The organism is Streptomyces sp. NPDC008238, assembly GCF_042956445.1.
GTDB lineage: Bacteria > Actinomycetota > Actinomycetes > Streptomycetales > Streptomycetaceae > Actinacidiphila.
In genome coordinates this window covers 777,224-790,419 of sequence record NZ_JBIBGK010000002.1, presented here as the reverse complement: position 1 = coordinate 790,419, position 13,196 = coordinate 777,224, and the positions used below count along the sequence as shown (strand labels likewise).

Annotated in this window: 15 protein-coding genes; 9 read left to right on the top strand and 6 right to left on the bottom strand. The window is 71.7% G+C overall.

Annotation, left to right across the window (positions count from 1 at the left end; genetic code table 11):
• Window position 1: 1 nt before the first annotated feature.
• Complete coding sequence (gene resB / locus ACFZAU_RS08575) at window positions 2-1,774, top strand: cytochrome c biogenesis protein ResB (RefSeq protein ID WP_500551547.1); 1,773 nt, start codon at window positions 2-4, stop codon at window positions 1,772-1,774.
• On the top strand, window positions 1,771-2,853 hold the full coding sequence (gene ccsB / locus ACFZAU_RS08570) for a c-type cytochrome biogenesis protein CcsB (protein WP_500462391.1): 1,083 nt from the start codon (window positions 1,771-1,773) through the stop codon (window positions 2,851-2,853). Before resB ends, ccsB begins: the two co-directional genes overlap by 4 nt.
• Window positions 2,854-2,865: 12 nt before the next feature.
• Here the strand turns inward: ccsB and ACFZAU_RS08565 are convergent, their stop codons facing one another.
• The 3 genes from ACFZAU_RS08565 to ACFZAU_RS08555 are packed head-to-tail and all read right to left on the bottom strand — an operon-like array spanning window position 2,866 to window position 4,694.
• Window positions 2,866-3,819, bottom strand: coding sequence for an isopenicillin N synthase family dioxygenase (locus tag ACFZAU_RS08565; protein ID WP_500551546.1), 954 nt, complete (start codon window positions 3,817-3,819; stop codon window positions 2,866-2,868).
• The gene (locus tag ACFZAU_RS08560; protein ID WP_500551545.1) at window positions 3,816-4,262 is read right to left on the bottom strand and encodes a nucleoside deaminase; all 447 of its coding nucleotides are present in this window, start codon (window positions 4,260-4,262) and stop codon (window positions 3,816-3,818) included. Before ACFZAU_RS08560 ends, ACFZAU_RS08565 begins: the two co-directional genes overlap by 4 nt.
• A gap of 21 nt (window positions 4,263-4,283) precedes the next feature.
• On the bottom strand, window positions 4,284-4,694 hold the full coding sequence (locus ACFZAU_RS08555) for a PLD nuclease N-terminal domain-containing protein (protein ID WP_500551544.1): 411 nt from the start codon (window positions 4,692-4,694) through the stop codon (window positions 4,284-4,286).
• 87 nt (window positions 4,695-4,781) lie between these two features.
• Here ACFZAU_RS08555 and ACFZAU_RS08550 point away from each other — a divergent pair, with 87 nt between their 5' ends.
• Together ACFZAU_RS08550 and mqnP are read left to right on the top strand one after the other, a co-directional pair.
• On the top strand, window positions 4,782-6,233 hold the full coding sequence (locus ACFZAU_RS08550) for a menaquinone biosynthesis decarboxylase (protein ID WP_500551543.1): 1,452 nt from the start codon (window positions 4,782-4,784) through the stop codon (window positions 6,231-6,233).
• The gene (gene mqnP / locus ACFZAU_RS08545) at window positions 6,230-7,153 is read left to right on the top strand and encodes a menaquinone biosynthesis prenyltransferase MqnP (protein WP_500551542.1); all 924 of its coding nucleotides are present in this window, start codon (window positions 6,230-6,232) and stop codon (window positions 7,151-7,153) included. The genes ACFZAU_RS08550 and mqnP overlap by 4 nt, the downstream gene beginning before the upstream one ends.
• A gap of 28 nt (window positions 7,154-7,181) precedes the next feature.
• On the opposite strand, the gene ACFZAU_RS08540 is transcribed toward mqnP, so the two are convergent.
• From ACFZAU_RS08540 to ACFZAU_RS08530, 3 genes are all read right to left on the bottom strand, one after another.
• A complete protein-coding gene (locus ACFZAU_RS08540; RefSeq protein WP_500551541.1) occupies window positions 7,182-7,790 on the bottom strand; it encodes a magnetosome magnetite crystal formation protein family in 609 nt (202 codons plus the stop codon).
• Between the two features lie 42 nt (window positions 7,791-7,832).
• Window positions 7,833-8,477, bottom strand: a complete 645-nt coding sequence (locus tag ACFZAU_RS08535; RefSeq protein ID WP_500551540.1) for a rhomboid family intramembrane serine protease — start codon at window positions 8,475-8,477, stop codon at window positions 7,833-7,835.
• 93 nt (window positions 8,478-8,570) lie between these two features.
• The gene (locus ACFZAU_RS08530) at window positions 8,571-9,692 is read right to left on the bottom strand and encodes a hypothetical protein (RefSeq protein ID WP_500551539.1); all 1,122 of its coding nucleotides are present in this window, start codon (window positions 9,690-9,692) and stop codon (window positions 8,571-8,573) included.
• Window positions 9,693-9,736: 44 nt separating this feature from the next.
• On the opposite strand from ACFZAU_RS08530, the gene ACFZAU_RS08525 reads away from it, so the two are divergent.
• The 5 genes from ACFZAU_RS08525 to ACFZAU_RS08505 form a co-directional block, all read left to right on the top strand.
• A complete protein-coding gene (locus ACFZAU_RS08525; protein ID WP_500551538.1) occupies window positions 9,737-10,426 on the top strand; it encodes a UbiX family flavin prenyltransferase in 690 nt (229 codons plus the stop codon).
• Between the two features lie 81 nt (window positions 10,427-10,507).
• Window positions 10,508-10,963 carry an Lrp/AsnC family transcriptional regulator gene (locus tag ACFZAU_RS08520; RefSeq protein WP_500462400.1) on the top strand — a complete coding sequence of 152 codons (456 nt, stop codon included), beginning with the start codon at window positions 10,508-10,510 and terminating at the stop codon, window positions 10,961-10,963.
• A 47-nt stretch (window positions 10,964-11,010) separates the two neighbouring features.
• The gene (gene mqnE, locus ACFZAU_RS08515) at window positions 11,011-12,174 is read left to right on the top strand and encodes an aminofutalosine synthase MqnE (protein ID WP_500551612.1); all 1,164 of its coding nucleotides are present in this window, start codon (window positions 11,011-11,013) and stop codon (window positions 12,172-12,174) included.
• A 160-nt stretch (window positions 12,175-12,334) separates the two neighbouring features.
• Entirely contained in the window at window positions 12,335-12,853 is a 519-nt protein-coding gene (locus ACFZAU_RS08510; protein WP_500551537.1) for a GNAT family N-acetyltransferase, read from the top strand.
• A 109-nt stretch (window positions 12,854-12,962) separates the two neighbouring features.
• A partial coding sequence (locus ACFZAU_RS08505; protein WP_500551611.1) for a DUF4229 domain-containing protein occupies window positions 12,963-13,196 on the top strand: 234 nt, incomplete at its 3' end.

Genomic DNA, 13,196 nt, shown 5'->3' with positions numbered 1-13,196 from the left:
GATGAGCTCCAAAGACACCGCGGGGACGTCCCCCGGCGCGGCGGCGGACAGCGCCGCCGACCTCGGCGCGGCCGGCGCCCAGCTGTCGACCGCGCCCGTCGAGGACCTCGGCCAGGCCGTCCCCGGCTCCTTCGGCGGTGTCCGCGGGCCCGGTACGGCCGGTGCCATCGCCTGGACCGGCCGCGAGGCCGTGGGCTGGGGGCGCTGGACGTGGCGTCAGCTCACCTCGATGCGGGTCGCGCTGATCCTGCTCTTCCTGCTGTCGCTGGCCGCCGTCCCCGGCTCGCTGGTGCCGCAGACAAGCGTCGACGAGATCAAGGCGCAGAACTTCAAGGACGCCCACACCACGGTGGCGCCGCTCTACGAGAAGCTCGGGCTGTTCAACGTCTACAGCTCGGTGTGGTTCTCGGCGATCTACATCCTGCTGTTCGTCTCGCTCGCCGGCTGCATCGTCCCGCGCAGCTGGCAGTTCGTCGGCCAGCTCCGCGCCAAGCCCCCGGCGGCCCCGCGCCACCTCACCCGGCTCCCGGCGTACGCGACCTGGCGCACCGAGGCCGAGCCGGAGGCCGTGCTCACCGCCGCGCAGCGCGCGCTGCGCGGCCGCCGCTTCCGCACCCAGGTGGCCGGCACGGCGGTCGCGTCGGAGAAGGGCTTCCTGCGCGAGGCCGGCAACCTGCTGTTCCACGTCGCCCTGTTCGGGCTGCTGATCTCCTTCGCGGTGGGCGGGCTGTTCAAGGCCGAGGGCGGCAAGCTGATCGTCGAGGGCGACGGCTTCAACAACACGCTCACCCAGTACGACGACTTCAAGCCGGGCACCTTCTACAACGCCGACGACCTCGACACCTTCGGCTTCAAGCTGGACGGCTTCACCGCCTCGTACGCGCGCAGCGGCCCGCAGAAGGGCACCCCGCGCACCTTCCGCGCCAACATCCAGTACTGGACGAGCCCGGGCGGCGCGCGGACGAAGACCGCGATCGAGGTCAACGAACCGCTGGAGGTGGGCAGCTCCAAGGTCTACCTGATCGGCCACGGCTACGCGCCCGTCGTCACCGTCAAGGACGGCCAGGGCAACGTCGTCTTCCAGGGCCCGGTCCCGTTCCTTCCGCAGGACGGCAACCAGACCTCGGTCGGCGTCATCAAGGCGATGGATGTCCGCGACCACGCCGACAACAAGACCCAGTACGGCTTCCAGGGGCTGTTCACCCCGACCTTCGCGCTGAACGCGCAGCAGGGCCCGCACTCGTCCTTCCCGGCCCTGGACTACCCGGCGCTCGTCCTGACCGCCTACCACGGCGACCTGGGCGTGGACGCCGGCCTGCCGCAGAACGTGTACCAGCTCGACACCAAGAAGATGAAGCAGTTCAAGGACGCCGACGGCCGGATCGTCAGCAAGGCGATGAAGCCGGGGGAGACCCTCGCGCTGCCCGGCGGCGACGGCTCGCTCACCTTCGACGGCGTCAAGACCTGGGCCACCTTCCAGGTCTCCCACCAGGTCGGCAACGGCTGGGCGCTGATCAGCGCCGTGGCCGCGATCGCCGGACTGGCCGGCTCGCTGTTCATCCAGCGCCGCCGGATCTGGGTGCGCGCGGTGCGCGGCGCCGACGGCACCACCGTCGTCGAGCTGGCCGGTCTCGGCCGCAGCGAGTCGGCGCGGATCGCCGACGAGCTGGGCGAACTCGCCGCCGGCCTCACGGCCACGGCCCCGCCGCTGCCCGCGGCGGACCCCGAAGCCTCAGAAGAACCCCTGCCCCACGACGAAGGAGCGCGCGCGTGACCACCGCTGCCGCGGTCAACGAGAACGTCGCCCACATCAGCAACCTACTGATCTACTCGGCGATGGCGGTCTACACGCTGGCCTTCCTCGCCCACATCGCGGAGTGGGTCTTCGGCGGCCGCAGCAAGGTCGCCAGGACCTCCGCCGCGCTCGCCCCCGCCGCTGGGTCCGCGCCCGCGGTCACCGTGACCGTGAAGCAGGGCGGCGGCACCGCCACCCTGGCGCGTCCCGAGGTCGTCACCCGTGCCTCCGCCGCCGACCGCGGCTTCGCCGACGGCCCCGGCGCGGCCGGCGACACCGAACAGGGCGACCTCTACGGCCGCATCGCGGTGTCCCTGACCGTGCTGGCGTGGGCGCTGCACGTGGGTGCCGTCGCGGCGCGCGCCATCTCGGTGCAGCGCGCCCCCTGGGGCAACATGTACGAGTTCTCCACCACCTTCGGCGCCACGGCGGTCACCGCCTACCTGGTGCTGCTCCTGCTGGGCAAGAAGGTCCGCTGGATCGGGCTCTTCCTGACCACCTCGGTGCTGCTCGACCTCGGCCTCGCCGTCTCGGTCCTCTACACCGACAGCGACCAGCTGGTCCCGGCCCTGCACTCGTACTGGCTCTGGATCCACGTCTCCTGCGCCATCATCTCCGGCGCGGTGCTCTACCTGGGCGCGGTCTCCAACGTGCTCTACCTCTTCCGCGACCGCTACGAGACCGGCCTCGCGGCCCCGGGCGGCAGCAACGAGGGCGCTTGGGCGAACATCATGTACCGGCTGCCGTCCGCCGCGAGCCTCGACAAGTTCGCGTACCGCGTGAACGCCATGGTCTTCCCGCTGTGGACCTTCACGATCATCGCCGGCGCGATCTGGGCCGAGGCCGCCTGGGGCCGCTACTGGGGCTGGGACCCCAAGGAGACCTGGTCCTTCATCACCTGGGTGGTCTACGCGGCCTACCTGCACGCCCGGGCCACCGCCGGCTGGAAGGGCCGCAAGGCCGCCTACCTGGCGCTGCTCGCCTTCGCCTGCTTCCTGTTCAACTACTACGGCGTGAACATCTTCATCACCGGCAAGCACTCCTACGCCGGCGTCTGACCCGGCCGGGGCTCAGCCCAGGCCGATCGCGTCCAGCTTCGCCCGCAGGTACGCGTGCGAGTCCACCGGCTCGTACGCGTACCTGCCGACGGGTGCGGGCAGCGGCGCGACGCGGGTGCCCGGGTCGCACTCGAAGAACCACACCAGCGACATCAGCTCCTCCGCCGGGGCGTCGGCCGGCGGGGGCAGCACGCGGTGCCGCCCGGAACGCCAGCGGTCGCCGGTCCAGCGGGCCATCAGGTCGCCGATGTTGACGGTGAGGGAGCCCGGCTCCCAGGGCGCGTCCTGCCAGCCGTGCTCGTCGGTGTGGACCTGGAGGCCGCCCCTGCCCCGCTGGCGGTCGAGCACGGTGACCGTGCCGAAGTCGGTGTGCGGGCCGATCCTGAACTGCCCCGGCTCGGGCGGTCCGACCACGTCGGTGCCGGGGTACCAGTTGATGTTGAAGCCCCAGGTGGGGTGGCGGGTGTGCCGGGTGAAGAGGTCCCCGGGCCCGCCCAGGGCGGCGGCCAGCAGCTCCAGCAGGTGGTCCGAGAGCTTGCGCATCGCCGCCACGTACGCGCCCACCAGCGGCCGCAGCCGCGGCGCCTCGGCCGGCCAGAGGTTCGGCAGGAACCACTCGGCGTCCACCACCGGGTCGCCGGTCGGCTCCTCGGCGGCGAACGACCAGGACTCCTTCAGGTCCGGCGGGGTGGCCGTGCCCTCCGCGTGGCCGTTGGCCTCCGCGCCCGGGCCCAGCCAGCCGCGGCCGCCCACCCGTACCGCGTACGGCTCCTTGACGGCGGCCGGCAGCCGGAAGAAGCCGCGGGCGGCCTCCCGGATCGCCGCGCGCAGTGCCGGGTCGACGCCGTGCCCGGTGACCAGCAGGAAGCCGGCCGAGCACAGCGCCTCGTCCACGGTGGCGGCGACGCGGGCGCGGGCGGCGGCGTCGCCGGTGAGCCATGGCCCGAGGTCGATGGTGGGGATCATGCGCCGATGTCCTCGTTCCACAGGTCGGGCCGGGCCGCGACGAACTCCGTCATGAGGGCGACGCACTCCGGATCGTCCAGCAGCACGATCTCCACGCCGTGCTCCGCCAGCCAGTCGTGGCCGCCGTGGAAGGTGCGGGCCTCGCCGATGACGACCCGGGAGATCCCGAACTGCCGGACCAGGCCGCTGCAGTACCAGCACGGCGACAGCGTGGTGACCATCGTCGTGCCGCGGTAGGAGCGCTGCCGTCCGGCCGCTCGGAACGCCGCCGTCTCGCCGTGCACCGAGGGGTCGTCGTCCTGCACGCGGCGGTTGCGGCCGCGGCCCAGCACCGTGTGCCCGTCCGGGCCGTACAGGGCCGCCCCGACCGGGATCCCGCCCTCCGCGAGGCCCGCCCGGGCCTCCGCCACCGCCGTCGCCAGCATCGCCCGCGCGTCGTCCATGACGCCCAGTGTCCCGCAGGATCAGCCGCGGGGCTGGTTGTCCTGGCCGTCGCCGGAGCCGCCCTCGCGCTGCCGCAGCTCCTCCTCGCGGCGCCGCAGGTCGGCCTCCCAGCTCTTCAGCAGCTGCTCGTCCTTCTTGTTCTCCTCGCGGAGCGAGTGCAGGAACTCCGGGTTGTCGTCCGGCGCGACCCACTGCGTGCGGTGGTTGCGGTGCCACTCCGCCGGGGTGCTGCCGCCCGCCGGGGCCGTGCGGTGCTTGCCGGCCACCAGCCAGGCGATCGGGCCGATCAGCACCTCGCCGAAGAGCAGGATGACGATGACCCAGATGACCTTGGGGAGGCCGCGGACCTGCTCCTCGGGCGTGTTGAGGCAGTCGATGAAGGCGTAGATCCACAACGCCAGCACCAGCAGGAACGGGATGTACCGGATCATCGCGGAAGTGCCCCCCAGGCAGCGGCGGCGGTGCACGGCGGGCCCCGGTGACGGGTACAGGGTAGTGCGTGCCGGATACTGGACCGCATGGCATACGACGATCTTCGCTCGCTGCTGAGGGCCCTGGAGAAGGAGGGCGACCTCAAGCGCGTCAAGGCAGAGGTCGACCCGTACCTGGAGGTCGGTGAGATCGTCGACCGCGTCAACAAGGCGGGCGGCCCGGCGCTGCTGTTCGAGAACGTCAAGGGCTCCTCGATGCCCCTGGCGATGAACGTCTACGGCACCGACCGCCGGCTGCTGAAGGCGCTCGGCCTGACCTCCTACGCCGACATCGGCGACCGCATCGGCGGGCTGCTCAAGCCGGAGCTGCCGCACGGCTTCGTCGGCGTGCGCGAGGCCTTCGGCAAGCTCGCCGGGATGACGCACGTGCCGCCGAGGAAGGTGAAGGACGCGCCCGTCCAGGAGGTCGTCCTCACCGGCGACGACGTCGACCTGGACGCGCTGCCCGCGCTGTTCACCTGGCCTGAGGACGGCGGCTCCTTCTTCAACCTCGGCCTGACGCACACCAAGGACCCCGAGACCGGCGTCCGCAACCTGGGCCTGTACCGGCTGCAGCGGCACGACCGCCGCACCATCGGGATGCACTGGCAGATCCACAAGGACAGCCGCAACCACTACCAGGTGGCCCAGCGGCGCGGCGAACGGCTGCCGGTGGCCATCGCGTTCGGCTGCCCGCCCGCCGTGACGTACGCCTCGACCGCGCCGCTGCCGGGCGACATCGACGAGTACCTGCTGGCCGGCTTCGTCGGGGGCAGGCGCGTCGAGATGGTCGACTGCAGGACCGTGCCGCTGCAGGTGCCCGCCCAGGCCGAGGTGGTCCTGGAGGGCTGGCTGGAGCCCGGGAAGATGCTGCCCGAGGGGCCGTTCGGCGACCACACGGGCTTCTACACCCCGCAGGAGCCCTTCCCGGCGCTGACCATCGACTGCGTGACGATGCGCCGCCGGCCGCTGCTGCAGTCCATCGTGGTCGGCCGGCCGCCGACCGAGGACGGTCCGCTGGGCCGGGCCACCGAGCGGTTCTTCCTGCCGCTGCTGAAGGTCATCGTGCCGGACATCGTGGACTACCACCTGCCCGAGGCCGGCGGCTTCCACAACTGCGCGATCGTCTCGATCGACAAGAAGTACCCCAAGCACGCCCAGAAGGTGATGCACGCCGTCTGGGGCGCGCACATGATGTCGCTGACCAAGCTGATCGTCGTGGTCGACGCCGACTGCGACGTGCACGACCTGCACGAGGTCGCCTGGCGGGCGCTCGGCAACACCGACTACGCCCGCGACCTGTCGGTCGTCGAGGGGCCCGTGGACCACCTCGACCACTCCTCCTACCAGCAGTTCTGGGGCGGCAAGGCCGGCATCGACGCGACCAGGAAGCTGCCCGAGGAGGGCTACACCCGCGACGGCGGCTGGCCCGAGATGGTGCTCCCCGACCCGGAGACCGCCGCGAAGGTCGACCGCCGCTGGAAGGAGTACGGCCTGTGAGCGCCGAGTCCGCGACCCCGGACCTCTTCGGACCCTCGCCCCGCCCGGACGGCAAGGTCCGGGCGTTCCTGCGGCTGGTGATGATCGAGCACTCGGTCTTCGCGCTGCCCTTCGCCTACATCGCCGCGCTCAGCGCGATGTTCGCCGAGGACCGGTCCGTCCACTGGTTCCAGCTCCTCCTGATCACCGTCGCCATGGTCGGCCTGCGGACCTTCGCGATGGCCTGCAACCGGATCATCGACCGCGAGATCGACGCCCGCAACCCCCGCACCGCGGGACGCGAACTGGTCACCGGCGCGGTGTCGGTGCGCTCGGCGTGGACCGGCGCGCTGATCGCCGTGGTGTTCTTCCTGGGCGCCGCCGCGCTGCTCAACCCGCTCTGCCTGGCGCTGGCGCCGGTCGCGGTGATCCCGATGGTGGTCTACCCGTACGGCAAGCGGTTCACCGACTACCCGCACGCCATCCTCGGCCTCGCCCAGGCCATGGGCCCGGTCGGCGCCTGGCTGGCGGTCTCCGGCTCCTGGTCGTGGGACGCCGTGATCCTCGGCCTCGCGGTGGGCGTGTGGATCGGCGGCTTCGACCTGATCTTCGCGTGCCAGGACGTCGCGGCCGACCGCGCCCACGGGGTGCGCTCGGTGCCGGCCCGCTTCGGCGTGGACGGCGCGCTCCACGGTGCGCGCGCGAGCCACGTCGTGACGACCGTGCTGCTCGTCTGGTACGGGCTGGCGGTCGGCGCGGGGGCCTTCTGGTGGGTGGGCATGCTGATCGTGGGCGGCGCCTTCGTCTACGAGCACAGCATCGTCAAGCCCGGCGACCTCAGCCGGCTCAACCGGGCGTTCTTCACGGTCAACGGCTTCATCGGCATGGCGCTGTTCCTCTGCGCCCTGCTGGACCTCGCGGTGCGCGGCCTGGGCGTCTGACGCCCGGGCCGCGGCCGGCCGCGGTCGCTCAGCCGCGCACGAACGGCAGGGCGAAGAACTTCGGGTAGCTCCACCACTGGCCGCCGTTGGCCTTGGTGCTGCCGATGATGCAGAAGACCAGCCCGGCCAGGAGGTGCAGCGCGGCCAGGGCCAGCAGGCCGAACGCCACGAACGGCAGCCAGACCGGTCCGCCGTGCTCGTACGCGGCCAGGGCGGCGAAGCCGCCGCCGTAGCCGAGGATGCCGAGGAGGCCCACGATCGCCGTCGTGATGCCGTAGTTGATCCCCTGGGCGGCGTGGTGCCGGATGAAGGGGTCGTGCTTGTTCCGCTCGTTGGAGCGGATGACCAGCGGGGCGATCCAGGTCAGCGCCCAGCCGACGCAGCACATGCTGCTGCCCGCCACCAGGGTGAGCAGCGCCCCCAGATGGGCCCACATGGCCGGCGTGGTCGGCGGCCGCAGCGGCGGGGGCGGGTACGGCAGCGGCCCGTGGGCGTAGCCGTAGCCGTACGGCGGCGGCGGGTAGGGCGGTGGCGGCGACGGCATCGCGTGGGGGCCGGGCACCGGGCCCTGCTGCGGCGGCACGGGCGGTGCCGTGTCCCGCGGTGGTACGTCGTCGTGCTTGCCGAAATCGGTCATGGAGAACCGCCCCCCGTCGCGTCGTCCCCGGATCCTACGACCTCATCTGATCAGCCCGTCCGCGGGGCGGTCCCGGAAGAGGAACGCGCCCACGACGCCGCCGACGAGGCCGAAGAGGTGGCCCTGCCAGGAGACCCCCTGCGCGGTCGGCAGCACGCCCCACAGGATCGAGCCGTACGCCACCGCGACGATCAGGCCGACCGCGATGTCGATCAGGCGCCGGTCGACGAAGCCGCGCACCAGCAGGTAGCCGAACAGGCCGAAGACGACGCCGGAGGCTCCGGCGGTGTTGGTGTGCTCCGGGGCCACCAGCCAGACCCCGCCGCCGCTCGTCATGACGATGACGAAGACCACGCTGAGCAGGCGGCCGGTGCCCCGCAGCGCCGCGAGGAAGCCGAGCACCAGCAGCGGCAGGCTGTTGGCGGCGACGTGGTCGAAGCCGAAGTGGATGAAGGCGGCCGGGATGATGTCCCGCAGCTCGCCGATCTGCCGCGGCACGATGCCGAAGGTGTCGAGCGCGTGATGGGTCATCACGTCGACGCACTCGATCAGCCAGAGCAGCCCCACCCAGATGAACATGATCGCCGCGGCGGTCTTCGCCCGCTCGCCGGGACCGGGCAGCGCGCGGCCGCGCACGCGCCGCCGGGCGTCACCGGCGTCGTGCCCCGCGATGGGTTCGTACGCCACAGGTCCCCCCTCGTGGTTGTCCACCGCCCGCCCGGCGGGCCGGGCTTCCCTCACGGTAGACAACGACGACGGCATCCGCGGCGGTTCCCGGGCCTACTCGTCCATTCCGCCCATCATGAACTGCACCATGGCGCCCATGATGTCCTGGGGGTTGAGCGGGGTGGCGCCGGCCGGAGCCGCGACGGGCCCGGCGTCGGGGGCGAAGCCGACGGTCAGCGGCAGCGCGCCGTGGATCTCCTCGCCCGTGTCGAACTGGTCGAGGTCGAGGCTGATGCCCGACAGCACGCCCTCCTTGACGGCCACGTCCACGGTGACGTCCTGATCGGGCGCGTCCCTCAGGTCGGCGGGCGAGAGCCCGTCGGGCAGCTGGTCCGCCACCGGCTCCAGGGCGTCGGCCAGCGCGTCGGCCACCTTGCCCGCGGGCACCGTGACCTCGACGTGGTCGGTGCCGTCCTTGCTGCCGGCGTCGGTGAACTTCGCGTTGTGCTCGACGGCCCCGCGCAGCGCCTTGGTGATCCGTTCCTGCGTCTTGGCGTCCAGCGTCGGTGCCTGAGGCAGCGGCGAACCGGCCGGGCCCTCCTTGGCCATGCTCTTGGAGAACTCCTCGAAGGCCTTGGGATCGACGGAGACCCACTTGCCGCCGATCGCGTCCTTCACCGACTTGTAGGAGGAGGGCAGGTCGTCGGCGGCGTCCAGGAACTGCCGGAACTCCTGCATGCCGCCCTTGTCCCGCCCGGTGGCCAGGTCGTCCGCGAGCGACAGGAACTGCCGCAGGTCGACCCGCAGGTAGGACTGCTCGCCCGCCAGGCTCCGGACCTCCAGCAGGTCACGGCCGGGGCCGAGCGAGACCCGCAGCGCCACCGAGGCGCCGTCCGCCTTGAGGTCCTTCAGCGGCCTGGCGGAACTCGCGGAGAGCGAGACCTCGAGACCGGCGAGCATCTTCGCGTCGTCCCGGGTGAAGCCGTCCGAGCCCTTGAGCGCGGACCAGATCTGCTGCTCGCCGCCCTCGAAGCCGACGGACACCGTGACGGCCTTCTGCTCGCCGAGCCGGTCCAGCGCCTGCTGGACCTTGGCACCGGCGCTCAGGTTCCCGGCGGTGCCGCACGCGGCGGCGGTGGTGGCGATGAACGCGGCACAGCCGACGGCGGCGATGCCCTTGCGCGTGGCGTTGATGGTGTTCTCCTTGGTCGGTACACGAACAACAGCAGGACCCACGAGGTGGGCCGAAGGTTGTGCGGGCGGCCGGATAGGCTCGCCGCATGGATGACAGCGAGCGCGGGACGCCGTGGGTGGTCGGGGTCTCCGGGGCCTCCGGGACGCCGTACGCCGCGGCGGTGCTGCGGGCCCTGCTGCACGCCGGGGAGTCGGTGGACCTGGTGGTCAGCCGGGCCGCCCGGCTCACCGTCCTGGACGAGACCGGGTCGCCCTTCCGGGACGCGCACTGGCGCGAGGACCTCGGCCGCTGGCTGGCCCGCGGCGCGGACGGCACCCCGGACCGGTTCGAGACCGACCTGGGCCGGGTGCGGTACTGGTCCGCCGGTGACCTCGCGGCCGGGCCCAGCTCGGGCTCGTACCCGGTCAAGGGGATGCTGATCGTGCCGGCGAGCACGGCCTGCGTGGCGGGCGTCGCCCTCGGGCTCTCCAAGGACCTGCTGCAGCGGGTGGCGAGCGTCACCCTGAAGGAGCGCCGTCCGCTGGTGGTCGCCGTACGGGAGACACCGCTGGGCGGCCAGACGCTGCGGCACCTGGTCGCGCTGGACGAGGCGGGCGCCGTGGTGCTGCCGGCCTCGCCCGCCTTCTACGCGGGGGCCAGGGACATCCAGGACCTGGTCGACTTCGTCGCGGGACGGGTGCTGGACGCCGTACGGGTGCCGCACAAGCTGTACCGCCGCTGGGAGGGCGAGCTGGGCGCCGCCGGGGCCGGTGCCGACGCAGCTGCCGCGGATTGATGCGCAGGGCACATCCCCGTTCATGCCTTAGATTCTTGTCCTGGCAGCGCAGTCGCGGCACGAATGAAGGGGTCCAGTCTGATGGACGCGGTGGACAGGCAGCTCATTCAGGCCCTCCGTGAGAACGGCCGGGCCTCGTACGCCGAGCTGGGCCGGCTGGTGGGCCTGTCAGGACCGAGTGTCACCGACCGGATCAACCGGCTGGAGCAGGCCGGTGTGATCACCGGTTACCGCGCCACGATCCGCCCCGCGGCCCTCGGCCTCGGTGTGACCGCGCTGGTGGGCCTGCAGCTCAGCGACGCCGCCGACCACGAGGACGTGGCGACCCGGCTGCGCGACCTGGACGAGATCGAGGACTGCTGGTTCATCGCGGGCGACGACTCGTACATGCTCAAGGTGCGCGTCCCCGACGTGGACGGCCTGGAGCACACCATCCGCCGGCTGTCCGGCACCAAGGGCGTCGCCCGCACCCGCACCACGGTCGTGCTGTCCACGAAGTGGGAGGACCGGGTCGGGGAACTCCCCGAGAACATCTAGGCGTAAGGTCGAACGGTCGATTTCGGATGGTGAAGGCGAGGCGGGCGATGGACGCGGGGCTCAAGCGCGAGTTGGAGGAGAAGGTCTACGCGGGTGAGCGGCTGACCCGCGAGGACGGCATCGCCCTCTACGAGTCCGACGACCTCGCCTGGCTGGGCGGTCTCGCCCACCACGTGCGGACGCGGAAGAACGGCGACGTCGTCCACTTCAACGTCAACCGCCACCTCAACATGACGAACGTCTGCACCGCCTCCTGCGCGTACTGCTCCTTCCAGCGCAAGCCGGGGGAGAAGGACGCGTACACGATGCGCATCGAGGAGGCCGTCCGGCTGGCGAAGGAGATGGAGGGGGACAACCTCACCGAACTCCACATCGTCAACGGCCTCCACCCGACGCTGCCGTGGCGCTACTACCCGCGGTCGCTGAAGGCGCTGAAGGAGGCCCTGCCGGACGTCTCCCTGAAGGCCTTCACCGCCACCGAGATCCACCACTTCGAGACGATCTCCGGGATGGGCGCGAGCGAGATCCTGGACGAGCTCATCGAGGCCGGTCTGGAGTCGCTGACCGGCGGCGGCGCCGAGATCTTCGACTGGGAGGTGCGGCAGCACATCGTCGACCACCGCACCCACTGGGAGGACTGGTCGCGTATCCACCGCCTGGCGCACGAGAAGGGCCTCAAGACCCCGTGCACCATGCTGTACGGGCACATCGAGGAGCCCCGGCACCGGGTGGACCACGTGCTGCGGCTGCGCGAACTGCAGGACGAGACCGGCGGCTTCCAGGTCTTCATCCCGCTGCGCTACCAGCACGACTTCGTCGACCTGAAGGACGGCAAGGTCCGCAACACCCTCCAGGCGCGGACCACGATGGCCACCGGCGCCGAGGCGCTGAAGACCTTCGCCGTCTCCCGGCTGCTGTTCGACAACGTGCCGCACGTGAAGGTGTTCTGGGTCATGCACGGCGTGCAGACCGCCCAACTGGCGCTCCAGCACGGCGCGGACGACATGGACGGCTCGGTCGTCGAGTACAAGATCACGCACGACGCCGACAACTACGGGACGCCCAACAAGCTCACCCGCGACGACCTGCTGGAGCTCATCCAGGACGCGGGCTTCCGCCCGGTCGAGCGCAACACCCGGTACGAGATCATCCGCGAGTACCCGGGTCCCGACGCGGCGCGCCGCGAGTCGCCGCAGCCGATGCGCCTGTGACACCGGAGGGCCGGGCAGGTGACCGGGTGCGTGACGTCGTGTGACGGCCCGCACCCGGACGGCACCGCCCGGCCCGCCGAGGCCTCGCCTTAACCCCGATGTCTTCCGGTGGCCGGGCGCCCGTCGAACGCAGTCAGCCTCGGTGCCTAAGGTGTGCGCCATGGCACTGCGCTACACCCTCGACCCCGAGCTCACCCCCGGTTTGCGGGAACAGCTCGTCTCCCTGTGGACCGACGTCACCAATGCGGGCGGCGCCGTCGGCTTCGTCCCGCCCGTGGGCCGGGCGGACGTCGCCCTCGAAGCCGAACGGCACTACTCGGCGCTGGCCGAGGGCAGGGCGCACATGATCGCCGGTTTCGACGGGGACCGGCTCGCCGCCGCGACCTTCCTCACCTTCAACACCCACCGCCTGATGCGGCACTGGGCCTGGCTCTACACCGTCATGGTCGACCCGTCCCTCCAGGGCCGCGGGCACGGCGCGGAACTGATGCAGGCAGCGGAGCGGGCGGGCCGCGACCTCGGCCTGGAGGCGCTGAAGCTCACCTGCCGCAGCGGCATGGGCCTGGAGCGCTTCTACGCCTCGGCCGGCTACAAGGAGGTCGGGCGCGTCCCCTCGGCGATACGCGTCGCCCCGGACGACGACCGCGACGACATCACGATGTGGCTCCCGCTGACCTGACCGCCACGGCCCCGTGCTTCACTGATAGGGGTACGTCCGGTACGTCCCGCAGGCCGTGACGAGGGAAACGAAGGAAGTGGCAACGACCGTGAGCTGGAAGCCGAGCCCCATGCTGCGCTACTCCCTGATGCGTCTCGGCCTGTTCGCGGCCTGCTTCCTGGTGATCTGGGGCCTGGTCTACGTCCGCGTGCTCCCCTCCGGGCTCGGCGACTCGAACCTGCTGTGGGTGATGCTGCTCGCGCTGGTGATCAGCGCGCCGCTCAGCTTCGTTGTGCTGCGCGGGGTGCGTGAGGAGGCGTCGGTGCAGGTCTCGGCGCGGGTGGAGCGCACCAAGGCGAACCTC